Origin of the sequence: Paraburkholderia dioscoreae (genome assembly GCF_902459535.1) — a bacterium.
In the GTDB taxonomy this organism is placed as follows: Bacteria; Pseudomonadota; Gammaproteobacteria; order Burkholderiales; family Burkholderiaceae; genus Paraburkholderia; species Paraburkholderia dioscoreae.
Map to the genome: position 1 here is coordinate 1,388,477 of NZ_LR699553.1, position 26,339 is coordinate 1,414,815.

The 26,339-nt window shown below is 59.9% G+C and carries 17 protein-coding genes, 1 tRNA gene, 2 rRNA genes and 2 pseudogenes; 17 read left to right on the plus strand and 5 right to left on the minus strand.

The window, feature by feature from the left end; genetic code table 11:
• Nucleotides 1–23 precede the first annotated feature (23 nt).
• The 10 genes and pseudogenes from PDMSB3_RS06270 (at nucleotide 24) to PDMSB3_RS06315 (ending at nucleotide 13,539) form a co-directional block, all read left to right on the plus strand.
• Nucleotides 24–99: transfer RNA gene (locus PDMSB3_RS06270), tRNA-Ala, on the plus strand.
• Nucleotides 100–399: 300 nt separating this feature from the next.
• A 23S ribosomal RNA gene (locus tag PDMSB3_RS06275) occupies nucleotides 400–3,281 on the plus strand.
• A 211-nt stretch (nucleotides 3,282–3,492) separates the two neighbouring features.
• A 5S ribosomal RNA gene (gene rrf / locus PDMSB3_RS06280) occupies nucleotides 3,493–3,606 on the plus strand.
• Nucleotides 3,607–3,997: 391 nt separating this feature from the next.
• Nucleotides 3,998–4,998, plus strand: a pseudogene (locus PDMSB3_RS06285) (IS3 family transposase); the annotation flags it as partial.
• An 85-nt stretch (nucleotides 4,999–5,083) separates the two neighbouring features.
• Nucleotides 5,084–6,151 (plus strand): IS21 family transposase, encoded by a 1,068-nt coding sequence (gene istA, locus PDMSB3_RS06290; RefSeq protein WP_021163056.1) that lies wholly within the window; start codon nucleotides 5,084–5,086, stop codon nucleotides 6,149–6,151.
• Nucleotides 6,148–6,984, plus strand: a complete 837-nt coding sequence (gene istB / locus PDMSB3_RS06295) for an IS21-like element helper ATPase IstB (protein WP_007176182.1) — start codon at nucleotides 6,148–6,150, stop codon at nucleotides 6,982–6,984. The genes istA and istB overlap by 4 nt, the downstream gene beginning before the upstream one ends.
• A gap of 77 nt (nucleotides 6,985–7,061) precedes the next feature.
• A pseudogene (locus PDMSB3_RS06300) lies at nucleotides 7,062–7,298 on the plus strand (integrase core domain-containing protein); the annotation flags it as partial.
• Nucleotides 7,299–7,446: 148 nt separating this feature from the next.
• Entirely contained in the window at nucleotides 7,447–8,286 is an 840-nt protein-coding gene (gene imuA / locus PDMSB3_RS06305; protein ID WP_007175575.1) for a translesion DNA synthesis-associated protein ImuA, read from the plus strand.
• Nucleotides 8,186–9,946 carry a Y-family DNA polymerase gene (locus tag PDMSB3_RS06310; RefSeq protein ID WP_165185425.1) on the plus strand — a complete coding sequence of 587 codons (1,761 nt, stop codon included), beginning with the start codon at nucleotides 8,186–8,188 and terminating at the stop codon, nucleotides 9,944–9,946. Before imuA ends, PDMSB3_RS06310 begins: the two co-directional genes overlap by 101 nt.
• A 5-nt stretch (nucleotides 9,947–9,951) precedes the next feature.
• Nucleotides 9,952–13,539, plus strand: a complete 3,588-nt coding sequence (locus PDMSB3_RS06315) for an error-prone DNA polymerase (RefSeq protein ID WP_165185428.1) — start codon at nucleotides 9,952–9,954, stop codon at nucleotides 13,537–13,539.
• Between the two features lie 118 nt (nucleotides 13,540–13,657).
• On the opposite strand, the gene PDMSB3_RS06320 is transcribed toward PDMSB3_RS06315, so the two are convergent.
• Nucleotides 13,658–14,578, minus strand: a complete 921-nt coding sequence (locus PDMSB3_RS06320) for a dTDP-4-dehydrorhamnose reductase family protein (protein ID WP_165185430.1) — start codon at nucleotides 14,576–14,578, stop codon at nucleotides 13,658–13,660.
• A gap of 13 nt (nucleotides 14,579–14,591) precedes the next feature.
• Entirely contained in the window at nucleotides 14,592–14,831 is a 240-nt protein-coding gene (locus tag PDMSB3_RS06325; RefSeq protein WP_007175571.1) for a heavy-metal-associated domain-containing protein, read from the minus strand.
• A 122-nt stretch (nucleotides 14,832–14,953) separates the two neighbouring features.
• Between PDMSB3_RS06325 and cueR the strand changes: the two genes are divergently transcribed.
• From cueR to PDMSB3_RS06345, 4 genes are all read left to right on the plus strand, one after another.
• Complete coding sequence (cueR, locus tag PDMSB3_RS06330; RefSeq protein WP_007175570.1) at nucleotides 14,954–15,376, plus strand: Cu(I)-responsive transcriptional regulator; 423 nt, start codon at nucleotides 14,954–14,956, stop codon at nucleotides 15,374–15,376.
• 304 nt (nucleotides 15,377–15,680) lie between these two features.
• Nucleotides 15,681–15,827, plus strand: coding sequence for a DUF3563 family protein (locus PDMSB3_RS06335; protein ID WP_007175569.1), 147 nt, complete (start codon nucleotides 15,681–15,683; stop codon nucleotides 15,825–15,827).
• A gap of 232 nt (nucleotides 15,828–16,059) precedes the next feature.
• Entirely contained in the window at nucleotides 16,060–16,401 is a 342-nt protein-coding gene (locus PDMSB3_RS06340; protein ID WP_007175568.1) for a hypothetical protein, read from the plus strand.
• A 267-nt stretch (nucleotides 16,402–16,668) separates the two neighbouring features.
• On the plus strand, nucleotides 16,669–17,709 hold the full coding sequence (locus PDMSB3_RS06345; RefSeq protein ID WP_007175567.1) for an ABC transporter substrate-binding protein: 1,041 nt from the start codon (nucleotides 16,669–16,671) through the stop codon (nucleotides 17,707–17,709).
• Between the two features lie 142 nt (nucleotides 17,710–17,851).
• On the opposite strand, the gene PDMSB3_RS06350 is transcribed toward PDMSB3_RS06345, so the two are convergent.
• Nucleotides 17,852–18,697: a 23S rRNA (adenine(2030)-N(6))-methyltransferase RlmJ gene (locus PDMSB3_RS06350; RefSeq protein WP_035516315.1), complete on the minus strand. Its 846-nt coding sequence runs from the start codon at nucleotides 18,695–18,697 to the stop codon at nucleotides 17,852–17,854.
• Nucleotides 18,698–18,915: 218 nt separating this feature from the next.
• Complete coding sequence (locus tag PDMSB3_RS06355) at nucleotides 18,916–19,887, minus strand: potassium channel beta subunit family protein (protein WP_165185432.1); 972 nt, start codon at nucleotides 19,885–19,887, stop codon at nucleotides 18,916–18,918.
• Between the two features lie 223 nt (nucleotides 19,888–20,110).
• Between PDMSB3_RS06355 and PDMSB3_RS06360 the strand changes: the two genes are divergently transcribed.
• Together PDMSB3_RS06360 and PDMSB3_RS06365 are read left to right on the plus strand one after the other, a co-directional pair.
• The gene (locus tag PDMSB3_RS06360; protein ID WP_007175564.1) at nucleotides 20,111–20,908 is read left to right on the plus strand and encodes a 3-hydroxybutyrate dehydrogenase; all 798 of its coding nucleotides are present in this window, start codon (nucleotides 20,111–20,113) and stop codon (nucleotides 20,906–20,908) included.
• A gap of 10 nt (nucleotides 20,909–20,918) precedes the next feature.
• Nucleotides 20,919–22,157, plus strand: a complete 1,239-nt coding sequence (locus PDMSB3_RS06365) for a DUF3734 domain-containing protein (RefSeq protein ID WP_007175563.1) — start codon at nucleotides 20,919–20,921, stop codon at nucleotides 22,155–22,157.
• A gap of 108 nt (nucleotides 22,158–22,265) precedes the next feature.
• Here the strand turns inward: PDMSB3_RS06365 and PDMSB3_RS06370 are convergent, their stop codons facing one another.
• Nucleotides 22,266–23,465: an amino acid aminotransferase gene (locus tag PDMSB3_RS06370; protein WP_007175562.1), complete on the minus strand. Its 1,200-nt coding sequence runs from the start codon at nucleotides 23,463–23,465 to the stop codon at nucleotides 22,266–22,268.
• Between the two features lie 460 nt (nucleotides 23,466–23,925).
• Here PDMSB3_RS06370 and uvrB point away from each other — a divergent pair, with 460 nt between their 5' ends.
• On the plus strand, nucleotides 23,926–26,019 hold the full coding sequence (uvrB, locus tag PDMSB3_RS06375; RefSeq protein WP_165185434.1) for an excinuclease ABC subunit UvrB: 2,094 nt from the start codon (nucleotides 23,926–23,928) through the stop codon (nucleotides 26,017–26,019).
• The last annotated feature ends 320 nt before the right edge of the window (nucleotides 26,020–26,339 follow it).

Here is a 26,339-nt window from a genome sequence, read left to right on the forward strand (position 1 = left end):
GCAGATCTGATCTGTGCATGACTGGGGGATTAGCTCAGCTGGGAGAGCACCTGCTTTGCAAGCAGGGGGTCGTCGGTTCGATCCCGTCATCCTCCACCAATCCTCAATGCGTAGCGTTCTGCGAGAGAAGCAGAGCGTTGTGCATTGGCGATTGAGCCAGTCAGAGTGATACGCGGTTATGGCAATCGCGATATCGGCTGTCGTTCTTTAACAATCAGGAAGAAGTAGTAAAGAGATTCACGAAAGGTCACTTAGAGATGGGTGATTGAGTAGGTGAATCAGGGTTGTGATTGTATCAATGTATTTTAAAGGTGATCGAAAGATTGCTTTGGAATACGGCGCAACACGAATACTCAACCTGTAGCGGCATGTGACTCGAGAGAGACACACCCGTTATAGGGTCAAGCGAACAAGTGCATGTGGTGGATGCCTTGGCGATCACAGGCGATGAAGGACGCGGTAGCCTGCGAAAAGCGGTGGGGAGCTGGCAAACGAGCTTTGATCCACCGATATCCGAATGGGGAAACCCGGCCCGTATGGGTCATCCGTAGCTGAATACATAGGCTACGTGAAGCGAACGCGGTGAACTGAAACATCTAAGTAACCGCAGGAAAAGAAATCAACCGAGATTCCCAGAGTAGTGGCGAGCGAAATGGGACCAGCCTGTACTCTTTATCTTCATTGTTAGTCGAAGGCTCTGGAAAGTGCCGCCATAGCAGGTGATAGCCCTGTAGACGAAAACAGCGAGGAAGAACTGGGTGTACGAGAAGTAGGGCGGGACACGTGAAATCCTGTCTGAAGATGGGGGGACCATCCTCCAAGGCTAAATACTCGTGATCGACCGATAGTGAACCAGTACCGTGAGGGAAAGGCGAAAAGAACCCCGGGAGGGGAGTGAAACAGATCCTGAAACCGCATGCATACAAACAGTCGGAGCCTTCGCAAGGGGGTGACGGCGTACCTTTTGTATAATGGGTCAGCGACTTACATTCAGTGGCAAGCTTAACCGATTAGGGCAGGCGTAGCGAAAGCGAGTCCGAACAGGGCGATTCAGTCGCTGGGTGTAGACCCGAAACCAGGTGATCTATCCATGGCCAGGATGAAGGTGCGGTAACACGTACTGGAGGTCCGAACCCACTAACGTTGAAAAGTTAGGGGATGAGCTGTGGATAGGGGTGAAAGGCTAAACAAACCTGGAAATAGCTGGTTCTCTCCGAAAACTATTTAGGTAGTGCCTCGTGTATCACCTTCGGGGGTAGAGCACTGTCATGGTTGTGGGGTCCATTGCGGATTACTACGCCATAGCAAACTCCGAATACCGAAGAGTGCAATCACGGGAGACAGACATCGGGTGCTAACGTCCGGTGTCAAGAGGGAAACAACCCAGACCGCCAGCTAAGGTCCCCAAATATTGCTAAGTGGGAAACGAAGTGGGAAGGCTAAAACAGTCAGGAGGTTGGCTTAGAAGCAGCCATCCTTTAAAGAAAGCGTAATAGCTCACTGATCGAGTCGTCCTGCGCGGAAGATGTAACGGGGCTAAGCAATATACCGAAGCTGCGGATGCACATTTATGTGCATGGTAGGAGAGCGTTCCGTAAGCCTGCGAAGGTGCATTGAAAAGTGTGCTGGAGGTATCGGAAGTGCGAATGCTGACATGAGTAGCGATAAAGGGGGTGAAAGGCCCCCTCGCCGTAAGCCCAAGGTTTCCTACGCAACGTTCATCGGCGTAGGGTGAGTCGGCCCCTAAGGCGAGGCAGAAATGCGTAGCTGATGGGAAGCAGGTTAATATTCCTGCACCATTGTTAAATGCGATGGGGGGACGGATCGCGGAAGGTTGTCCGGGTGTTGGAAGTCCCGGTCCTTGCATTGGAGAAGGCGCTTTGGCAAATCCGGGCGCGGAATTCAAGGGTGCGAGGCCATTCACTTAGGTGAAGAAGCAATCGGAAGTGGTTCCAAGAAAAGCCTCTAAGCTTCAGTTTAACAGGACCGTACCGCAAACCGACACAGGTGGGCGAGATGAGTATTCTAAGGCGCTTGAGAGAACTCGGGAGAAGGAACTCGGCAAATTGGTACCGTAACTTCGGGATAAGGTACGCCCCTGTAGCCTGACTGGCCTGCGCCAGAAGGGTGAAGGGGTTGCAATAAACTGGTGGCTGCGACTGTTTAATAAAAACACAGCACTCTGCAAACACGAAAGTGGACGTATAGGGTGTGACGCCTGCCCGGTGCCGGAAGATTAAATGATGGGGTGCAAGCTCTTGATTGAAGTCCCGGTAAACGGCGGCCGTAACTATAACGGTCCTAAGGTAGCGAAATTCCTTGTCGGGTAAGTTCCGACCTGCACGAATGGCGTAACGATGGCCACACTGTCTCCTCCCGAGACTCAGCGAAGTTGAAGTGTTTGTGATGATGCAATCTCCCCGCGGCTAGACGGAAAGACCCCATGAACCTTTACTGTAGCTTTGCATTGGACTTTGAACCGGTCTGTGTAGGATAGGTGGGAGGCTTTGAAGCGTGGACGCCAGTCTGCGTGGAGCCGCCCTTGAAATACCACCCTGGTTTGTTTGAGGTTCTAACCTTGGTCCGTTATCCGGACTGGGGACAGTGCATGGTAGGCAGTTTGACTGGGGCGGTCTCCTCCCAAAGTGTAACGGAGGAGTACGAAGGTACGCTAGGTACGGTCGGAAATCGTGCTGATAGTGCAATGGCATAAGCGTGCTTAACTGCGAGACCGACAAGTCGAGCAGGTGCGAAAGCAGGTCATAGTGATCCGGTGGTTCTGTATGGAAGGGCCATCGCTCAACGGATAAAAGGTACTCTGGGGATAACAGGCTGATACCGCCCAAGAGTTCATATCGACGGCGGTGTTTGGCACCTCGATGTCGGCTCATCTCATCCTGGGGCTGTAGCCGGTCCCAAGGGTATGGCTGTTCGCCATTTAAAGAGGTACGTGAGCTGGGTTTAAAACGTCGTGAGACAGTTTGGTCCCTATCTGCCGTGGGCGCTGGATATTTGAAGGGGGCTGCTCCTAGTACGAGAGGACCGGAGTGGACGAACCTCTGGTGTACCGGTTGTCACGCCAGTGGCATCGCCGGGTAGCTATGTTCGGAAGAGATAACCGCTGAAAGCATCTAAGCGGGAAACTCGCCTTAAGATGAGATATCCCCGGGGCTTCGAGCCCCTTGAAGGGTCGTTCAAGACCAGGACGTTGATAGGTCAGGTGTGGAAGCGCAGTAATGCGTTAAGCTAACTGATACTAATTGCCCGTAAGGCTTGATCCTATAACAGGTGTGTTTTGTGCCGGTCATGGCGGATGCTTCAGCATTTACCAGGACCCCACCCCCGAAGGGGGCAGGACACCACGCACGGTTGAGATCAGTGTTGTGCCAGAAACAACACAACCCCCCGAATCTCCCTCTGGTGAGCATCACCAGAAACTACTTCTTCCCGATTGGCGGTATTGCCCCATGGGCAGTACGGCAACAAGTCATGCCTGATGACCATAGTGAGTCGGTCCCACCCCTTCCCATCCCGAACAGGACCGTGAAACGACGCCACGCCGATGATAGTGCGGATTACCCGTGTGAAAGTAGGTCATCGTCAGGCTCCCCCGCAGCAGACAGAAACCCCACCCCAAAAAGGTGGGGTTTCTGCGTTTACCAACCCCTCCACACCGCCCTTACAGAACCGGATCAGCGCGAAAACCCGACACGAACAACCCCCTTCACTCCTTCCCCAGTCGCACCGCCTTCGCGTAGCCCGTCAGCTCCAATTTCCCGGTATTGTCCCGAGATCCATTTCGACTTCTATCCTTTTACAACTGCCCCACACTGGAGCAAAAAATAGCTCCTTCCCACGGGCACAAGCTGTCCTAAAAACAGTTTGATAAATTCCGTCAGTTCTTCCTACGCGCGTCGCGTAGCTGCCCGCTACCTGGGGCGGCCCCCGTGAAAACCGGACACGAGGAACGCTTAAACTTTGAGGTAGTCTTACGCCTATGTTTAAGCCCAGCTCTAACGTGGAACCCATTGAAGTTTTGACCCAGCCCGAACAGCGCCGCAGGCGCTCTGTCGAGGAAAAGCTTGCGATAGTGCGCGAGACCTTCGAGCCCGGCGCAACCGTTTCCGGAGTTGCCCGTCGTCATCAAGTGAATGCAAACCAGGTGTTCGCCTGGCGCAAGCTCTATCAGGACGGAAGCCTGTCAGCGGTCAGTGCCGGCGAGCATGTGGTACCGGCATCGGACCTGGCCGAAGCGATGAAACAGATTCGTGAACTCCAGCGATTGCTGGGCAAGAAGACGATGGAAGTGGAAATCCTCCGCGAAGCAGTGGAGTACGGCCGGGCAAAAAAATTGATTGCGCGCTCACCATTGCTGCCAGGGGACGACCGATGAAGACGGTCTGTAATGTCCTGGGTGTGTCGCGCTCTAATCTCGCAGTGAAAATAAAGCGCGACGCCGAATGGGTCGACAAGCGCAAGACACCCGCCCGTGACGACATGCCGCTCGTTGCCGAGCTCCAGGAGTTGGTTGCTGATTTGCCTACTTACGGCTACCGGCGCGCCTGGGCTCTCCTACGCCGAAACCGGGAGGCACAGGGACAGCCTCGGGTTAATGCAAAACGGGTTTATCGGGTCATGCATACCCACGGCCTGCTGCTTGAGCGCCGCCCTCGACATCCCGAATCCAGGCGCCGGCACGATGGAAGGGTCGCGGTGGACCAGAGCAATGCGCGCTGGTGCTCGGACGGCTTCGAATTCCGCTGTGATGACGGCTCGCCGCTGCGCGTCATCTTTGCACTGGACTGCTGTGACCGGGAAGCCATGAGCTGGGCTGCGACCACTGGAGGCTATACCGGAGACATGGTGCGTGATGTCATGCTTCAAGCTGTAGAAAACCGTTTCGATGGTGCGTTAAAGGCCGACAACGAAATCGAATGGCTCAGCGACAACGGTTCCTGCTACATTGCCGAGGAGACGCTGACGTTCTCGAAAAAAGTGTTGTCGCGCGCAGTTGTAAATTGATACAGCAACGCAGTTAGGAATTGATACACCTCGTTGTAGGGTTGCTCCTTTTGGGCGGCCCGTGATCAGCTACGAGGAGTACATGGAAATCGAGATTCTGCGTCGCCAGGGAAACAGCCTTCGGGACATCGCGGTCGAGACCGGCATGGCAGTCAACACAGTCAGGAAGTATCTGGAATCGGGTCCGCCGCAGCGTAAGGCCCGTCAGCCAGTCGTCGGCAAGCTTGCGCCCTTCAAGGCCTATTTGCAGGGCCGTGTCGAAGCAGCGAAGCCGGACTGGATTCCGGCGACGGTGCTCAAGCGGGAGATTGAGGAGCGCGGCTACACGGGCGGTTTGCGTCGGGTGCAGGAGTATCTGCAGAAGCTTCGCCCCGCTGCACGCCCCGACCCGGTGGTCAGATTCGAGACAGAGCCGGGACATCAGATGCAGATGGACTGGATTGAGTTTCGTAAGCCGGGGCACAAACTCGGCATGCTCGCGGCGTTCGTTGCGACGTTGGGCTACAGCCGTGTCAGCTACGCGGAGTTTGTCACCGACATGCGTATCGAAACGCTGCTGGCTTGCCATGTGCGGGCATTCGAGGCATTTGGCGGCGTCACCAGAGAGATCGTGTACGACAACATGAAGACGGTGATTCTGAAACGCGATGCCTATGGCAAGAAGCAGCACCGATATCATCCGGGGTTCGCTGACTTCGCCAAACACCATGGGTTCGTGCCGCGCGTGTGCAAGCCATACCGCGCGAAGACGAAGGGCAAGGTCGAGCGTATGAACGGATATCTGCGCTATAGCTTCTGGGTCCCGTTGGTTTCAATGCTCAAACAGGCAGGGCTCACAGCCGACTGCGGCCTGTGCAATGAGCGCGTCAGGCTGTGGTTGCGCGACGTCGCCAACGTCCGGGTGCATGGCACTACCAAACGGGTTCCGGCCGAGGTGTTGCTCGAGGAGCGGCCGCATCTTCTGCCACTGCCGGCACCATACGTGGGACGATCGGTTCGAACGGGAGCGACGCCACATCAGCAGCCGAAACCAGCATCACGGTACGCGACCTCGGAGTGGAACAAACCGTTGCAGCACCCGTTGTCGGTCTACGACGCGTTCAGCCGCGCACAGGAGGTAAGCGCATGACGCCGCAGCTCGAACGACTGACTGTGTTGTGCAAGCAGCTCAACCTGCTGCACTTGCCGACACAGATTGCGCACCTCGGCCAGATGGCCGCCAAACGCGAGCTCGGCTATCTCGACTTCCTCGAACAGGCCTTGAAGGATGAAGCGATGGCACGCGCGGAGCGAATGCGCCGGATGCTGACGCGTCTGGCTGGATTCCCGGCAATCAAGACGCTTGATGAATTCGACTTCGAATTCGCGCTCGGCGTACCGAAAGCATTGGTTCTCGAACTCGGCAGTCTTGCCTTTGTGGAGCGTGCCGAGAATGTCGTGCTGCTCGGACCCAGTGGCGTTGGCAAAACCCATCTTGCCGTCGCGCTTGGATATCGTGCAACGCAGGCCGGATTTCGCACCCGCTTCATTACTGCCGCCGATCTGCTGATGCAATTGACGACAGCGTTGCGGCGTAACCAGCTGGAGGAAACTATCAAGCGGATCACGAAGCCATACAGGCTTCTGATCATTGACGAGATGGGGTATCTGCCCATGGACCGGGAGCAGGCGAACCTGCTCTTCCAGGTGGTCGCCAAACGGTACGAAACCGGAAGTCTCATCCTGACCAGCAATCTTCCGTTCGGCCAGTGGGACCAGACCTTCGCTGACGATGCAACGCTCACGGCGGCGCTCCTCGACCGGCTGCTTCATCACGCACACGTCGTGCCGATCTCCGGCGACTCGTACAGGCTGAAGGAAAAACGTCAGGCCGGCATGATCAACCGCATCCCACCACCGCACCTGAACGACGCGGACGATGTCAAACGCAAACGCAACTCGAAGGAGGCAGCACTCAGCTAATAACCGTATGCGCAGGTGTATCAAATTCAAATTGCGTTTGCGTCCGAAGCTGTATCAACTTGAGATTGCGTTTGACAGTGGGCCTGAAACCCATCACGACGCCGGTCAGAAGTCCGCAGAGCAACGGAATGGCCGAGAGCTTCGTCAAAACGATGAAGAGAGACTACGTCTCGTGGATGCCCAAGCCGGACGCGAGAACGGCGTTGCACAACCTGGCCATCGCGTTTGACCACTACAACGAGTCGCATCCGCACAGCGCCCTGAAATACTGCTCACCACGCGAGTTTCGCCAGCGAGCAGATTCACCAACCTAAGCGTGACCGCATGTCCGGTCATGCAGGGGCAAGTCCACTACCTTAACATCCATCTCAAAATACTGTATAAATATACAGTGAAAAATCGTTGCTTCATGCTTGCCCGATGTCGGGCAGGGCGGAGCATTCCCTATTCAAGAGCGTGTCTATGGCAGCAGCGATTCAGCTGGCGACGACCGCGCTGTCGTCCAAATTGCGACGTCAGGTGTGGCAGGGCAATGAGCTTGCCGAGGCGGACTCGCGTGTGATTTCCAGCGGTTATGCCGAACTGGATAAGTTGTTGCCGGGACAGGGCTGGTCGGCTGGCGGCCTGACGGAGTTATTGATCGAACATGGTGGCGTGGGTGAAGTACGTCTGCTAGCCCATGCGCTTTGTTATCTGACGAAGCAGGCCGGGCGGCATGTCATGCTCGTGGCGCCTCCATATCAACCATGCGCGGCGGCTTTGAGCGCTTGGGGTGTCGATGTCGAGCGAGTCTTATGGGTGCGTTCGAGTGAAGACCAGGCCCTGTGGGCCGCTGCTCAGGCCTTGAAGCAGGATGGCATTGGCGCGGTCCTGGTTTGGCTGCCGAATGCGCGCGCCGACAAAGTCCGGCGTCTCCAGGTGGCGGCTCAGGAGTCGGCCTCGCTGGCATTTTTGATCCGGCCTATCGAGTCGGCCCGGCAATCTTCCCCGGCACCGTTGCGAATGATCTGCGAGCCGCTCTTGCCGGCCAATGCGCAGACGATCAACCGTCGTCAATGGCTACAGGAGATTGGTTTGTCGATCGACATCTTCAAGCGTCGCGGGCCGCCGCTAGCTGAGCCTCTTCGGCTTGTTTTGCCTTTACAAAGCGTTTTGTTGCCGGAAAACGGGGTCGGCAGTCATCAAGAACCAGAGATCAAACATGCTGTGGATCGCAGTCACATTGCCACTCTTGTCACTGGAAGCGGTGAAGCCTCTCGTGCCGCTCCCGGCTGGTTTGCTCGCGAAGTCGAATCGGCGTGAGTCGCGCGACGAAGCAGGCCAACCCCACAATGCCGAAGACATCGATAAAAGGCATTGCTACGCCCTGGCCGATCATGCGCACATCCTGATGCCGGATTTCGATGCACTGCGCGCCGGCGTGCATGCAGGTCACTCGCGTTCATATGCATTGGCGTTGGCACCGGGGCTTGAACTGCTTGCCGCCGACGCCGCCCGCGAAACTCAGTCGTTCGAATCAATCGCGCTTGCATTGCTGGCGTACACACCGAAAGTGTCGCTTGCCGACGCGCACACCCTGCTGCTGGAAGTCGGTTCCGGTTTGAGGTTGTTCGGCGGCTTGCGCGCGTTGTTGGCTCGGGTGTCCGCCACGGTGGCGGAGTTTGGCTATACGGCGCGCATTGCCTGTGCGCCGACCGCCTGGGGCGCGTGGCTGTTGGCACAGGCGCGCTGTGCTCAGCAAGGGCGTCGCTGGCATGTGGTCAAGGAAACCTCGCTCGCGCGCGTGCTCGATGGTTTATCCGTATCGCTACTGCCGGTCACGCAGGCGCATCGCGATGCGTTTTCGCATGTCGGCTGTACGACACTGGCCGATTTGGGTCAGTTGCCACGCTCGGGTATCGTGCGACGTTTCGGTAGCGGAATTCTGGATCTGCTGGCGCAGGCGTATGGTACGCGCCCAGATCCACGCGAATCGTTTCGGGCGCCGGCGTCGTTTCATGCGCAACTGGAGTTGCCCTCGCGGGTCGATAACGCGGATGCATTGCTGTTTGCCGCGCGTCGGCTGATTGTGCAGTTAGCCGGCTGGCTGAGCGCGCACCATGCGGCGCTCAGCGGTTATACGTTGCTGCTCGAGCATGAATTGGCGTCCCGTCATGCACCGAAGACATCGAGTCTGAAGGTCGCATGGGCCATACCGTCGCGTGATGCCGAGCATCTGATCTGGTTGCTGCGGGAAAAACTCAATCAGACAGTGCTGGTGGCACCGGTTATCGAGTTGAAGCTGGTGGCGGATCAGATCGGTGAATATGCCGGGCAGTCGGACACCTTGTTCCCCATGCCCGAATCGGATGGGGATTCGATTGCACGTCTGCTCGAACGCCTGAGTGCGCGGTTGGGGCCTGAGAATGTGCTGCAGATGTCGGTGCAGGACGATCATCGTCCCGAACGGGCGATGCGCGTTGAAGCCTATCAGGCGCAAGCGTTTTCGCGCAAGAAGCGTTCGCCAGCGAAGTCCCGGTCGAAACTCAAAGCGGACCAAACCTGGCTGACCGATGAGTTGCGGCACGCTGCCGCGGAGGAAGGGCGCGAAGACGGCGAGAGGGCTACACAGGCCAGCCAACACCCATCCAGAACGAGTAACGCTAGCAATACCAACACATCCGCACCGCAACCCAACAACGCACAGACGTCCCTCGACCTACCCGACAGCGCGTTGCCTTCCCAGCCTCGCCCTGTCTGGATGCTCGATAAGCCGCTGCGTCTGATGATGCGTGACCAGCGGCCGATCTATCGCCGGCCGCTGAAAATGCTCACGCGTACCGAACGGATTGAGGCAGGGTGGTGGGACGGCAACCGTGTCGAGCGCGATTACTACGTCGCGGCCGATGACGGCGGCCATATGTTCTGGGTATACCGCGAACGTCTTAGCGGCGAGTGGTATTTGCAGGGTTTATTCGGCTGAACATCATGCCTCTATCCCAGCCATCATTCCTTGCGAAGCAGACACTTGCCACCCATTTGCCGGCATATGCCGAGTTGCATTGCCTGACTAATTTCTCTTTTCTGCGTGGCGCTTCACATCCTTATGAACTCGTCGAGCAGGCGATGTCGCGTGGCTATAGCGCGCTCGCGATCACCGACGAATGCTCGCTGGCAGGCGTCGTTCGAGCCCATACGGCGTTGAAGGAAATGAGGGAGGAGCGGGAGCGTCAGCAGAAAGAGCGCGAGGATAAGGCCAAAGCGGCCAAAGCGGAGCAGGCGGCAGCGCCTTTGGAAGATGCATCGAAAACTGGAGCTATACAACAGGAAGCCGAAGAAATAGAGGATGCCGAATCATTAAAACCCCTCCCTCATCTGATCATCGGCAGTGAACTCAATCTGACTGACGAAATCGGCGAACCCTTCTGCACCCTGGTTGCGCTAGCAACCAACCGCAACGGTTACGGCAATCTTTCCGAACTGATCACGCTGGCCCGCTCGCGCGCTGACAAAGGCAGTTATCGACTCGGTCCGTCAGACTTCACCGATTCCTTGCCCCATCTGGCACATCTGCAGACATTGCCTGATTGCGTCCTGATGCTCGTGCCGCAGCGCGCGGCGACACTCTCGCATACGCTGCGTTGTGCGCATTGGCTCGCATCATTCGCTGCACGGCGTGCGTGGATCGCGCTCGAACTCTGGCAAACAGGTAGCGACGATCTTCAGATCGACGCCTTGCGCATGATTTCAAAAGCGAGCGGTTTGCCACTGGTCGCGGCAGGTGGCGTTCTAATGCATGCCCGCTCGCGCAAGCCTTTGCAGGATACGATGACCGCGATCGGCCTCGTCACACCGCTATCGGTATGCGGTCACGCGCTCGAAGCGAATGCGGAGCGCCACATGCGTACGCGCGTACGGCTCGGCAAACTGTATCCGCGCGATACGCTGGAAGAAACGCTGCGTATCGCCGCGCTATGCCGCTTCTCGCTGGACGAACTCAAGTATGAGTATCCCGAAGAACTGGTGCCCGTCGGCGAGTCGCCATCGAGTTATCTGCGCAAGCTGGTCATGGCCGGCGCGATGGAGCGCTGGCCTGAAGGCATGGACCTGAAGCGGATCGGTCAGATCGAAAAGGAGTTGGCGCTGATTGCCGATCTGAAGTACGAAAAGTATTTTCTGACGGTGCACGATATCGTGAGTTTCGCGCGCTCCAGAAACATTCTGTGTCAGGGTCGAGGTTCGGCGGCGAATTCGATTGTTTGCTATTGCCTGCACGTGACGGAAATCGACCCTGTGAACATGAACATGTTGATCGAACGATTCATCTCCCGCGCGCGCAACGAACCGCCTGATATCGACGTCGACTTCGAGCATCAGCGGCGCGAAGAGGTGATTCAATATATCTACACGAAGTACGGCCGTCATCGAGCGGCGCTTACTGCATCGCTGATTACGTATCACGCGCGCAGTGCGCTAAAAGATGTGGGCAAGGCGTTGGGGCTCGAGGCGTCGTTGATCGAGCGGATCAGCAAGTCGCAACAATGGTGGGACGGCACGGATGCGGTCGCGGGATATCTGGCCGAAGCGGGCTTCGACGCCAACTCGCACATCACGCAGAATCTGATTCGCCTCACCGGGGAGTTGCGCAGCTTTCCGCGTCATCTGTCGCAACACGTCGGCGGGTTTGTGATTGCGAAAGACAAGCTGTCGCGACTCGTGCCGATCGAAAACGCGACGATGAAAGACCGTAGCGTGATCGAATGGGACAAGGACGATATCGACGCGCTCAAGCTGCTGAAAGTCGACGTGCTGGCGCTCGGTATGTTGTCGGCCATTCGGCGCGCATTGGAATTCGTTGCATTAAGGCGCGGTTTTCCGAAGTTCCGGGTGCAGGATATTCCGCGCGAGGATCGGGCTGTCTACGAAATGTGCGGGCATGCCGATACGATCGGCGTATTCCAGATCGAATCGCGTGCGCAGCAAAGCATGCTGCCGCGTCTGAAGCCCAACAAGTACTACGATCTCGTGATCGAAGTGGCGATCGTACGGCCCGGGCCGATTCAGGGCGGCATGGTGCATCCCTATCTGCGCCGCAAGCAGGGCCTCGAACCGGTCGACTATGCGAAGGATGAACTTCGTCCCGTGCTCGAACGCACACTCGGCGTGCCGATTTTCCAGGAACAGGTCATGCATCTGGCAATGGTTGCGGCGGAATATAGCGGCGAGCAGGCCGATCAGTTGCGGCGCGCCATGGCAGCATGGCGGCGCAGTGGCAACCTTGCGAAGTATCAGAAGGATTTGAACAAGCGAATGCTCAAGCGCGGCTATGAGCAGGAGTTCATCGACCGCATCTGCAAACAGATCGAAGGCTTCGGCGAGTATGGTTTTCCGGAGAGCCATGCGGCGAGTTTCGCATTGCTCGTCTATCTCAGCGCGTGGTTGAAGCGCTACGAACCGGCTGCCTTTCTGGCTGGTTTGCTGAACAGTCAGCCGCTGGGGTTTTACTCGCCGTCGCAACTCGTTCAGGACGCGAAACGTCACGGCGTCAAGGTATTGCCACCCGACGTGACCTTGAGCGATTGGGAGTCGACATTCGAAAGACGCGGTCATGAAGGGCGGCGGATCTCATCGGGCGAAACCTGTTTGCATCGTCAGCAGACCGTACTATCTGCTCAGCAATTGCGCGATCTTTCGCTGCGGCGCCTGACGGTGAGCAGGACGGTCCGGCGCGCCGCACAGCGATTGACTGCCCGCGTGTTTCAACCGTCGGACACCTATGGTGCGCGCGGTCCCGCCGTGCGCATCGGCATGCATCTGATCAAGGGCCTCGCGCAAGGGGTCGCCGAACGCATCATGGCGGCTCGCAACGACGCGCAATTTACCGATGTCGACGATCTCGCGCGCCGCGCGGCCTTGACGCGGCGCGATCTCGAAGCGCTTGCTGCGGCGAATGCGCTGGTCAGTATCGCGGGACATCGGCGCGAAGCGTGGTGGGCCGTGACGGCGCAGCACACGGTGCCCAGATTGCTCCGCGATGCGCCGATCGCCGAAGCGCCGCTGGCGTTGCCGCAGGCAGCAGAAAGCCGCGAAATCGTCGACGACTATGCGAGCCTCGGTCTCACGCTCAACCGTCATCCGCTCGCACTGTTGCGTGCGCGCCTTGCGCGACAGCGTTTTCGCTCTGCCGCCGAACTTGCCGCCTGTCAGCACGGCACGCTGGCGCGAGCGTGCGGCATCGTCACCGTGCGACAACGGCCAGGCACGGCAAACGGCACAGTGTTCGTGTCGATCGAAGACGAAACCGGTTCGATCAATGTGATCGTGTGGCCGTCGCTGGTGGAAAAGCAGCGCAAGGTTTTGCTGGGCGCATCGTTGCTGGCGGTCTACGGCGTTTTGCAGCGCGACGACGGCGTGGCTACCGGAGGCAATCATGCCGACAATGGCGTTCACGCGAATCAGGCCGGCAAGGCGAAACAGAAACACAAAGGCGAGGTGATCCATCTCGTCGCCCATCGCCTAGAGGACCACAGCGAATGGCTCGGCGAACTGGCTACGGCGAGCCGCGATTTTCACTGAGGCTGGCTGGCCGTAGGCAAGCGCGCCGGTTCGGCGTCAGGCTATCGTGCCGGTGCGCCGCACCCATCGCAACATGGGCGACTTCTCGTGGCCGGCCCCATCTGCCCGACGAGACGTTCTACGCCTGCGCGGCACCGCGCCACGGGAACGCGGCCAACACTTGCCGGATCGCCATATCGAACGGTGTACGGCGGCCGATCCCGAGCGCTTCGAGCCGGGTCGAAGCCAGGTGGCAGTTATGCGGGCGCGGCGTCGCATCGGTTGGCGTGCATTGCGGTGTCAGATGCGCGTCGAGTTGCAACGCTTCGGCAAGGCGCACGGCGATCTCGTACTTGTTCATCGGTTCGTCGCCCGACCATTGCACGATGCCGCGAATCGCATCGCCGCGCGCATGCAATTCGAGCATCTGCCGGATCACGAACGCGACGTCCGGCGTGAAGGTGGGATAACGGATTGCCCATGCATCCATGACGGCGGGTTGGCCAGCCGGTGCAGCCGACGCGGCGATCGCCGGCACGAGACTCGTCACGGCCGACTCGGCCCAACTGGCGATCGGCCCGTACAGCAGCGGCAAACGCAGCACGCAGCCCAGGTCGGTCGATTCCATCAGCGCGCGCTCGCCTTCGAGTTTGCTGTGCCCATAGGCATTGAGCGGCGCGGGCACGGAATCGTGCTGGTAGGGCGGATGCGTGCCGTCGAACACGTAATCTGTGGAGATCGACAGTGTCCATGCGCCGCGCCGGTTCGCCGCTGCGGCAAGCGTGCGCACCGCATCGACGTTCAGCGCGCGGGCCAGCGCGGGATCGTGCTCGCACACGTCCGGTCGGCGCTCCGCCGCGGTAATCACGAGCGCGTCCGGCGCTTCGCGCTCGACGAACTGCTCGACCGCCCGCGCGTCGCGAATATCCAGCGCGATCTTGCCTGGCGCCGGCCGGCTGAATGCCGTGGCCACGACTTGCCAGCCGGCGTGCTGTGCCAGTTCGTCTGCGAGCGCGCGGCCGAGCAGCCCCGAGGCGCCGATGACGGCAACTTTAAACATGCCGTGAGCTCGCTTAGCGGACTGCGCCGGACGCGCCGGTTGTTGCGCGAGTTGCCGCGCCGGTTACCGTGTAACCGGCTTCGTCGATGGCGGCCTTGAGCGTCTCAGCCGGTTGCGCCGATTCGACCGTCACGCGCCCGGACGCCAGATCCACCTGGACCTGCGCGGCTTCATCGTGTTCGCGAATGGCGTTCGTGACCGCCGCGACACAATGCTGGCAGCTCATGCCTTCAACCTGGAATTCGATCGTCATCGGGATTACCTCGGGAAAATGGATATTGCGATAGTTGAATTATGCCTGCCGATCCGCAATTGAGTGGTGACCTTCCCATGATGGGAAGGTGTACGATCGATCCACATACTAGGGGAAACGCCATGAATATCGGTGAAGCGGCCCGCGTGTCGGGCGTCACGGCGAAAATGATTCGCTACTACGAAAGCGTCGGCTTGCTGGCGGCCAAAGCGCGCACGAGCGCCGGCTATCGCGTATACGGCCCGCAAGAGGTTCATTCGTTGCGCTTCATCCGCCAGGCGCGCCGGCTCGGCTTTCTGGTCGAAGACATTCGACGGCTGCTCGCACTGTGGCACGATCGCTCGCGCGCCAGCGCCGAAGTGAAGACGATTGCGCTGGAACACGTTGCAGAGCTGGATCGACGCATCGCCGAACTGACCGATATGCGCGACACGTTGGCGCACCTGGCCGACCATTGCCACGGCGACGACCGCCCCGATTGCCCAATTATCGAACGCCTTGCCGATACCGACCTGGTTTCAGGGCAGGGTTGTCATCCGATTTGACGTGTTGTGGCGTCGGTTCGCAAGCCGAAGTCTGAATTCGCCGCAATTCGAGCAGTGTATGCACCAATATAATGCATAAAAATATAGGGAAACATCATTCATCGAGAAAAACGCATCTCGAATTCAGCGAAATCAATAACTTATGTGCACCGCGCCCGTGCACCATTCCAAAACGGAATGCACGTCATGCGGGCATTTCACTAGTAAGCCTGCACCATCGGTCTATAATTCGGGTTAACCCTTTTACGGGAAATCCCTGATGCCCAATCCACCGGGGATTCAATCTTGATCCTTGGAGAACATCATGTTTGCATACGTACTTGAAAAGCTGAGCACCTGGTTTGAAACTGCAGAACGTACCCGTCGTGAAGAGTACTTGGCTTCGTCTTCGGACATCGTCCAACTTGAACAGCGCATTCGTTCGCTCGAAAGCAATGGCTACTCCCTGTAAGTTTCAAATGCATCAAGTGTGACCTCGCAGCGCTAATGCGCGGCCGTGGCAGTAAAAGCGTTGAGCCCCGTCTGTCTATGCGGGGCTTTGTCACATCTGGGCTGCAAAAATCGCGGCCGGACGGCGCCCGAAAACTATTCGTGGCGAATATCGACTAGCCTCGCGCCTACCGTCGCGGTAAGGTAAAGCGTTTTCCGCGCAATCCGGCTTCTCAAACTCAACCGGTCCGCCCATGTCACCTGTCCGCACGCTTCCATCCATCCTGGTCCTGACCCTTGCAGCCTCGCTGACACCGGTCTTTGCCATGTCGAACGCTTCTGCCGCGTCGACCAGCGCGCGCAAGCCGGTGATTCTCGACTCGCAGAACGGTATCAGCGACGGTCAGAGCGGAACCGTGCTCCAGACCGCGCCGCTTTCGCGGCAGCCGATCGTCGAGGCGCAGCCCATCGCAACACCGGCCGAACTGGCGCCGAATTCGTCGATCCCGATCGTCGTTGCGCCGTATATCCAGTTGCCTGCAGGCGGGGCCATGCCACCGCAGTCGCAGCCCCGTCCAGCGCCTCGTCCGCAATAAGCGCTCGCGGCCCGATTGCTCCCGGCCGCTCTTCTCCCTTTCCATTGACGCTTCCGCGAGTAGCCGTCCGCAGCCGCCGCGCGTACGCCGGCACGCCTGTGTCTCGTGCGGTTGACGAGCCGCAGCGGCATGCACCATTGGGGTTTGGGCGCATGGCGCGGGCGAAACCGTCAGACGACAATCATCGCGCGGTCTATCGCCCGCGACTCAGGTCCGCATCAAGCCTGCGCCGCCGTATCGACGATAAACAGAACAAGGAGACATCGAATGCCGATTTACTGGATGCGACAGGCTGCCAGCGCTTGCGTCACGGTGCTCGCGCTGGTTGCGCTACCCGGCACCGCGCTCGCCAAAGACACGCCGGAGAAGCCCGCGCTGACAATGGCCGTCGGTGGTCTGCCGGGTCTTTACTATCTGCCGGTACTCACCGCTCAACAGTTGGGCTACTTCAAGGACGAAGGCCTCGATGTCACGCTCGAAGACTTCGCGGGCGGATCGAAAGCGCTGGAAGCGGTGGTAGGTGGCAGCGCCGACGTGGGCGCAGGCGCATTCGAGCACACGCTGTTCATGCAGGAAAAAGGGCAGCACTACCGGGCGTTCGCATTGATGGGACGCGCGCCGCAGATCGTTGTGGCGGTGCTGAAATCGAAGGCCGATCAACTCAAGACAATGGCGGATTTCAAAGGCGCGAAAGTCGGCGTGAGCGCGCCGGGTTCGTCGACGGATCTCGTGCTCACCGTGGCTCTGCGCAAAGCCGGCGTCCAGCGCAACGAGATTTCGGCGATCGGCGTGGGCAGCGGCGCCGCCGTGCTCGCGGCGGTGAGCGGCGGCCAGATCGACGCGCTCTCCAACGTCGATCCGATGATGACCAAACTGGCTCGCAGCGGTGCGATCAAGGTGCTGGTCGACACGCGCACGGTGGAGGGCACGCAAGAGGTGTTCGGCGGGACGATGCCGGCGGCGACACTTTATGCCTCAGACAGTTTCATCCAGAAGTACCCGAAGACCACGCAGGCGCTCGCCAATGCGATCGTGCGCGCGGATCATTGGTTGCAGACCGCGAGCGATGCCGATCTGCTGAAGATGGTGCCGCCGGCCTATCTGCTCAACGACCCGACGCTTTATGTGGAAGCGTTCCACAACGTGCGCGACGCCTATTCGCCGGACGGCCTGATGCCCGCGGACGGTCCGGCGACGTCATTGCGCGCGTTGTCCTCGTTCGATAACCGGCTCGATCCGAAAAAGATCGACCTGAACGCGACCTATACCAACGACTTCGCCCGCAAGGCCGCGGCGCAACTCAAGTAGGCGGCGGGAGTGACTCGCCGAGCAGCCGGCTGCGCGCGTCGCGCGTAGCCGGGCACAACGCTCACAGTCCAGACGAACTGCGTACGCCAGCGGTCACGAAAGAGCTCGCAGCCAACCAAAGCTCACCACCACACCATGAAGCTCAGTCGCCGCGATATTCCACCTTGAACTGTGCGGCGTTGTCTTCTCCTAGCACCTTGACGAGCCATGGCATCTGGTCTTTCAGCGTTTTTGCCAGTGTGTATGGCGGGTTCAGGATGAACATGCCACTGCCGAAAAGTCCAAAACCGTCTTCAGGCGGATTGCTGACCGTCAGGCTCACGTGCAGCCAGTTTTTGTCCTGCAGTTTCTTCAACTGATCGGGAAAACGCAGCGACTCAGGACGCCTCACTTGCGGATACCAGACGGCATACGTGCCGGTCGGGAAACGCTTCAGGCTTTCTTCGACACAGCGCAGCGTGCGTGTGTAGTCGCGCTTGTCCTCATACGACGGATCGAGCAGCACCAGCGCGCGGCGCGGCGCTGGCGGCAGCAAGGCGAGAATGCCGTCGAAGCCGTCGCCCGCATACAGCATGGCGCGGCGGCCCGCGTCGCGGAAATTGTGGCGCAGCACGTCGATTTCGGTGGTGTGCAGTTCGAACAGACGCATGCGATCCTGCTCACGCATCTGCCGCCACGCGATATACGGCGAGCCGGGATAGAAGCGTAACTGGCCGTCTGGATTGAGCGCGCTGACTTCGTCGACGTAGTCGGCGAACATCGGCGGAAGATCGTTGCGCTCCCACAATCTGGCGATGCCAGTCCGGAACTCGCCGGTTTTGGTCGCGTAACCTTCCTTCAGCGAATAGACGCCGGCGCCCGCATGCGTGTCGATATACCAGTAGGATTTGTCCTTCTGGCCAAGGTAACGCAAGAGCTGCAACACGACGGCGTGTTTCAGAACGTCGGCGTGATTGCCTGCATGAAAGGCGTGGCGGTAGCTGAGCATGATGAGGAGACGCTGAAAGAGGGCATGCCGCTCCGGGGCGGATTCGGCGCTGCGGATGCAATGCGGCTGCACAACGGGCATACGGCGCCGGTGTGCAGCGCGGCCGCGTATTGTACGCGACGCCGCGATGCGCACCGCGCTTTGCCGTGAGCGCCGCGTAACACGATCCCGGCCGCGATCCGCCGATTCATGTTACGCGCTCTCGGGTGCCACCCCGGTCAGTCGTGCGCGTCGCCGATAATTTCCTCGATCCGCTCCTTGAACTCCGGCGTGATCCGTCCTGCCACCTCGGCGGACTTCATGTTTTCGCCGATCTGTTCGACCCGCGACGCACCCGTGATCACCGTGCTGACGTTGGGATTTTTCAGAATCCAGCCAATGGCGAGCTGACCGACCGTGCAGCCCAGCTCGTCCGCCACTTCGCCGAGCTTGCCGACCACGTCGTTCTTGCCCGCGTCGGTGACCTGCTTGCGCAGCCAGTCGTAGCCTTGCAATTGCGCGCGGCTGTCGGCTGGCACGCCGTTGCGGTATTTGCCGGTCAGCAGGCCGGACGCCAGCGGGCTCCAGGTGGTCAGGCCGAGGCCGATATCCTCGTAGAGCCGCTTGTATTCCTGCTCGACGCGGTTGCGATGGAACAGGTTGTACTGCGGCTGCTCCATGACCGGCGTGTGCAGATGATGCCGTTGCGCGATGTCATAAGCGGCGCGGATTTCATCGGCGCTCCATTCGGAGGTGCCCCAGTACAGCGCCTTGCCGCGAGTGATCATGTCGCTCATGGCCCAGACGGTTTCCTCCACCGGCGTGTTCGGGTCAGGACGATGACAGAACACCAGGTCGACATAGTCGAGTTGCAGACGTTTCAGCGACGCGTCGATCGCATTCAGCAGATATTTGCGGTTCAACGTGTGGTACTGGTTCGGCGCTTCCGCGAGGCCCCAGAAGAATTTCGTCGACACCACATAGCTCACGCGCGGCCAAGCCAGTTCCTTGAGCGCCTGGCCCATGATTTCTTCGGATTTGCCGCCGGCATAGACCTCGGCGTTGTCGAAGAAGTTGACTCCCGCATCGCGCGCCGCCGCGAGCGATTCGCGCGCCGCGCGATTGTCCACCTGGTTGCCGTAGGTGACCCACGAGCCGATTGACAGTTCGCTCACTTGCAGGCCGGAGCGGCCCAGTCGTCGATAATTCATGCATTCCTCCTTGTTGGTGATGCCACCGGAATCCCGCTGAAAACGTCCAGTTTAAAGAGATAAGCTGCAACACGCTTTTTACCGATGGAGTTCACACGGTTCATGCACAATAGCAGCGTTGGCCGCACTGCAGCATCCGGCCGAACGGCCTATGCCGTTTGGCTGACTTCACGCCGCCGGCGGCCCGTGGTCTCATTGCTCATCAACTGCATGGAGGTTCTGGATGTCTTCACTGAACACAAATCTGAATGGCAAAGTCGCGGTGGTTACCGGCGCCGCAAGCGGCATCGGCAAGCAGATTGCGCTGACCCTTTCCGCAGCGGGCGCGGCGGTCGCGATCGCCGATCTGAACCAGGACGGGGCGAATGCCGTTGCTGAAGAAATCAGAAAGGGCGGCGGCAAGGCAATCGGTGTGGCGATGGACGTCACGAACGAAGACGCCGTCAACCAGGGCATCGACAAGGTGGCCGCGGAACTCGGCTCGGTTGACATTCTCATTTCCAACGCAGGCATCCAGATCGTCAATCCGATCGAAAACTATTCGTTTTCAGACTGGAAGAAGATGCAGGCGATCCACGTGGACGGCGCCTTCCTGACCACCAAGGCAGCGCTCAAGCACATGTACAAAGATGATCGCGGCGGCATCGTGATCTACATGGGTTCGGTCCATTCGCATGAAGCGTCGCCGCTCAAATCGGCTTATGTGACGGCAAAGCACGCACTGCTGGGCCTCTCGCGCGTGCTCGCCAAAGAAGGCGCAAAGCACAACGTGCGCTCGCATGTGGTGTGTCCGGGTTTCGTGCGCACGCCGCTCGTCGACAAGCAGATCCCCGAGCAGGCCAAGGAGCTCGGCATCAGCGAGGAAGACGTGGTGAAGCGCGTCATGCTGGGCGGTACGGTCGACGGTGTCTTCACCACGGTGGAAGACGTCGCGCAGACGGTGCTGTTCCTGTCGACCTTCCCGACGGCGGCGCTCACCGGGCAGTCCTTTATTGTGAGCCACGGCTGGTATATGCAATAAGGAGGCGCCCATGGCGCAACGCAATCTCAAGCGGGCGCGCGCCGGCGCGCCCGGCGACGGGGAAGGCGAGGGCGCCGGTCCGGCGCCCGCCGTGCACCCCGGCCGGCACATCCATTTGCCTGATTACGAAACCGTTGCCCTGATGCTGCAAGGTGGCGGTGCGTTAGGCGCCTATCAGGCCGGCGTCTTTCAGGGCCTTCACGAAGCCGGCATCGAGCCGAACTGGCTCGCCGGCATTTCGATCGGCGCGTTGAATACGGCCATTATTGCCGGCAATCCGCCGGAGAAGCGCGTGGAGCGGCTGCGGCAATTCTGGGAGACGATCTGTCAGCCGGCTTTCGGCCCATCGTTGCCCACGTTTATCGAGCACGCGCTGTTCAACTCCAGCGAAGCCGTACGCAAGGCGTTCACGGCAACCCAGGCAATGGGCGCCATCGTCGAGGGGCAAAAGGGCTTTTTCGTGCCGCGCTTCCCGCCGCCGTTGCCCACGGTGTCCGGACCGCCGCAGCTGGCCAGTTACTACGACACCACGCCGCTGAAGGCCACGCTCGAAGCGCTGTGCGATTTCGACCGGATCAATTCGCGCGAAACGCGGGTTTCGGTGGGCGCGGTCAATTGCGGTACGGGCAATTTCGCGTACTTCGACAACACGCACACGACACTGAGGCCCGAGCACTTCATGGCGTCAGGTGCGCTGCCGCCAGGCTTCGCGGCGGTCGAGATCGACGGCGAGTATTACTGGGACGGCGGTTTGATGTCGAACACGCCGCTCTACGAGGTGATCCAGTCCACGCCGCGCCGCGACACGCTCGCGTTCCAGGTCGATCTCTGGAGCGCGATCGGGCCGGTGCCGGACAACATCACCGACGTCCAGGGGCGCATGAAGGACATCCAGTATTCGAGCCGCACGCGTCTCGTGACCGACATGCTGCAGCGGTCGCAGCGTTTCCGGCACGTATTGCACGAGGTGCTGGAACGCGTGCCCGCGGATCAGCGTGACGATCCGTGGTGCAAACTCGCGGAAGATCTGTCGTGTTCGAAGCGCTACAACGTGATTCATCTCATCTACCGTGAGAAAGAATACGAAGGGCATTACAAGGACTTCCAGTTCGGCCTTTCGACCATGCGTGAACACTGGCAAAGCGGTCTGGAGGATATTCGCCGTTCGCTCGTGCAACCGGATTGGCTCGACATGCCGAATAACGACGCAGGCTTTGTCACGCACGATATCCACCGGGATTCGCGCTGAAGAACCGCACGGGCCACAAAAAAACGGCGCCCGAAAGAGCGCCGTTTTCATAAGCAAGTGCAAGTTCCATCAAAGCGCGTGCAATGCGTGCCCGCGCTTTCCAATGCCTTACTTCAATACGTGAGCGATCGCGTTGGCCACCGCGTCCAGGTTGCGCGTATTCAGCGCGGCCACGCAGATGCGACCCGTGCTCACGGCGTAGATGCCGAATTCTTCGCGCAGACGGTCCACCTGCGGCGCCGTCAGACCTGAGTACGAGAACATGCCGCGCTGCGCGTTCACGAAGCTGAAGTCGCGATCCACGCCGCTAGCCTTCAGCCGTTCGACCAGACCGTTGCGCATGGCGCGGATGCGGTCGCGCATTTCGGCCAGTTCCGTTTCCCACGTGGCGCGCAGCTCCGGCGACGCGAGCACTGCCGCGACCACCGAGCCGCCGTGCGTCGGCGGGTTCGAGTAGTTCGTGCGGATCACGCGCTTGAGTTGCGACAGCACGCGAGCGGCTTCTTCCTTGCTGGCCGTGATGATCGACAGCGCGCCGACGCGCTCGCCGTACAGCGAGAACGATTTCGAGAACGACGACGACACGAACACGTTCAGTTCCGCCGCGGCGAACAGACGGACGGCCGCTGCGTCCGCTTCGATGTTGTCGCCGAAACCCTGGTAGGCGATATCGAGGAACGGCACCAGATTGCGCGCCTTGACGACTTCGACAACCTGCTTCCATTGCTCGATGTTGAGGTCCACGCCGGTCGGGTTGTGGCAGCACGCGTGCAGCACGACGATCGTGCCGGCGGCATAGCTGTTCAGCGCGCTCAGCATGGCGTCGAAATTCACGCCGTGGGTGTGCGCGTCGTAGTACGGGTACGACACGACTTCGAAGCCTGAGCCTTCGAACAGCGCACGGTGGTTTTCCCAGCTCGGATCGCTGATCGCGACCTTGGCGTTCGGGTTCAGGCGCTTCAGGAAGTCCGCGCCGATCTTCAGCGCGCCCGTGCCGCCCAGCGCCTGCGCCGTCACGACGCGGCCCGCTGCGATCAGCGGCGAATCGTTGCCGAGCAGCAGCTTCTGCACAGCGGCATCGTAAGCGGCGATGCCTTCGATCGGCAGATACCCGCGCGGCAGCGCGGCATCGACGCGGGCCTTTTCTGCGTCGCGCACGGCGCGCAGCAACGGAATCTTGCCTTCTTCGTTGAAGTACACGCCGACGCCAAGGTTGACCTTGGTGGTGCGCGTATCGGCGTTGAAGGCTTCGTTCAGGCCCAGAATCGGGTCGCGGGGAGCAAGTTCGACGGCGGAGAACAGAGACATGATGGGTGGGCAGCAGTAGTGAAAAGAGGGCGGCTTCGATTGCGGACGGCCGGGGCCAGCAGAGGCGTCCGGCGCAACGCGCAAACGGACTGCGGACAGCGGCGAGCGAGCGCAACTTCGCATTGTAACGAATTCGCGACCATTTTTCGGTCGAGAAAGCCGGCCGGCCGGAAATTTCTGCTTGAAAAACAGGCACTCCGATACCACGTGCCATGAGCGGCTCTGTCCGTGAGACCGTCCGCAAAGGGCCGGAAAACGGCTCGCTGCCGTAAAGGCCGAGGCTGGACACGCAAGCCCGGCTGCCCGTGAGCCAATGCCGTGCGACTCCTGCAAACGGCCGCCACATCGCCTCCGGCCACACCCGCGCGAACCCTCGAAAAGCCTACGCAGACCCGCTCGATCGTCGATTCCCGCAACCCGTTAGAATAGTTCTTTGCCCCAAGGCCCGATGCCGCCCCACATGTCCGAACAACATCTGACTGAAGCCGAAGATACGCTCGACGAATCCAAATTCGTCAGTTTCGAAGGCTCGCCGTTCCAGCTCTACCAGCCGTATTCGCCTGCCGGCGATCAGCCCACGGCGATCGACACGCTTGTCGAAGGCGTGGAGGACGGCCTCGCGTTCCAGACGCTGCTTGGCGTGACCGGTTCAGGCAAGACTTTCACAATGGCGAACACGATTGCGCGGCTCGGCCGCCCGGCCATCGTGTTCGCGCCGAACAAGACGCTCGCCGCGCAGCTCTATTCGGAGTTCCGCGAGTTCTTCCCGCGCAATGCGGTCGAGTACTTCGTCTCGTACTACGACTATTACCAGCCGGAAGCGTACGTGCCGCAGCGCGACCTGTTCATCGAGAAGGACTCGTCGATCAACGAGCACATCGAGCAGATGCGGCTGTCGGCTACCAAGAGCCTGATGGAGCGGCGCGACGTGGTGATCGTGGCAACAGTGTCGGCCATTTACGGTATCGGCAATCCGTCCGAATACCACCGGATGATCCTGACGCTGCGCACCGGCGACAAACTCGGCCAGCGCGACATCATCGCGCGGCTGATCGCGATGCAGTACAACCGCAACGAAGCCGACTTCCAGCGCGGCTCGTTTCGCGTGCGCGGCGATACGATCGATATTTTCCCGGCCGAGCATGCCGAGATGGCGGTGCGCGTCGAACTGTTCGACGACGAAGTCGAAACGCTGCAGTTGTTCGATCCGCTTACCGGACGCGTGCGTCAGAAGATTCCGCGTTTCACGGTATATCCGTCGTCGCACTATGTGACGCCGCGCGATACCGTGGTGCGCGCGGTCGAAACGATCAAGACCGAACTGCGCGAGCGGCTCGAATTCTTCTATAGCGGCGGCAAGCTGGTCGAAGCGCAGCGGCTCGAACAGCGCACCCGCTTCGACCTGGAAATGCTCCAGGAGCTGGGTTTCTGCAAGGGCATCGAGAACTACTCGCGGCACTTTTCCGGCGCGGCACCCGGCGAGCCGCCGCCTACGCTGGTCGATTACCTGCCGCCGGACGCGATCATGATGCTCGACGAGTCGCACGTGCTGATCGGGCAGTTGAACGGCATGTACAACGGCGACCGGGCACGTAAAGAAAATCTGGTCGACTACGGTTTCCGCTTGCCGTCCGCGCTCGATAACCGGCCGCTCAAGTTCAACGAGTTCGAACGCAAGATGCGCCAGGTGGTGTTCGTTTCCGCCACGCCGGCGGACTACGAGCAGAAGACGGCCGGACAGGTGGCGGAGCAACTGGTGCGTCCCACCGGCCTCGTCGATCCGGAAATCGAGGTGCGGCCAGCGCGTAGCCAGGTCGACGACGTGCTGGGCGAGATCAACGAGCGCGTCAAGGTGGGCGACCGCGTGCTCGTCACCGTGCTGACCAAGCGCATGGCCGAGCAGTTGACCGAGTTTCTGGCCGACCACGGCGTCAAGGTGCGTTATCTGCACAGCGACATCGATACGGTGGAGCGGGTCGAAATCATCCGCGATCTGCGGCTCGGTACCTTCGACGTGCTGGTTGGGATCAACCTGTTGCGCGAAGGGCTGGATATCCCGGAAGTGTCGCTGGTCGCGATTCTCGACGCGGACAAGGAAGGCTTTTTGCGCGCCGAGCGCTCGCTGATCCAGACCATCGGCCGGGCGGCGCGGAATGTGAACGGCAAGGCGATTCTCTACGCCGACAGGGTCACCGACTCGATGCGCCGCGCGATCGACGAAACCGAGCGGCGGCGTAACAAGCAGATCGCCTTCAACCTCGAGAACGGCATTACGCCGCGTGGGGTGGTCAAGCGGATTCGCGACATTATCGACGGCGTGTACAACGTCGACGACGCCCGCGCCGAACTGAAGGAACAGCAGGCGCGCGCGAAGTTCGAAGACATGTCCGAGAAGCAGCTTGCCAAAGAACTCAAGCGGCTCGAAAAGCAGATGATGGAGCACGCCAAGAACCTCGAGTTCGAAAAGGCCGCGCAGACGCGCGACCAGCTCGCCTTGCTGCGCCAGCGGGTGTTCGGCGCGAACGTCGGCGATCACGTCTCCGGCGTCGAGTAATGCGTCCTCCCGCCGCGGGGCGCGGCAATGCGCCGCGCCCATGTCAATTGCTGCCGGGTGCTCGCCCGGCAGCGCGCCGCGTCATGCCACGCACTTCCTTAAAAGCCCCTTAAGACCCTGCTGGCATAAGGCTTTGCGTGCGTTCTGAATTGTTCTCCCTTGCGATCGATGATAAACTGGACCAATATTGAGAATGGTTCGCATTAACGTTCGTATGCGATGGCCTGCGATCGGCCGCGGTGTTCAAGCCAGGCCCGCAGCCGCTGCGTCAAGGCATGCGCAACGCACCGTTCCAATGGGTTCGATTCCAGTCTGATAAA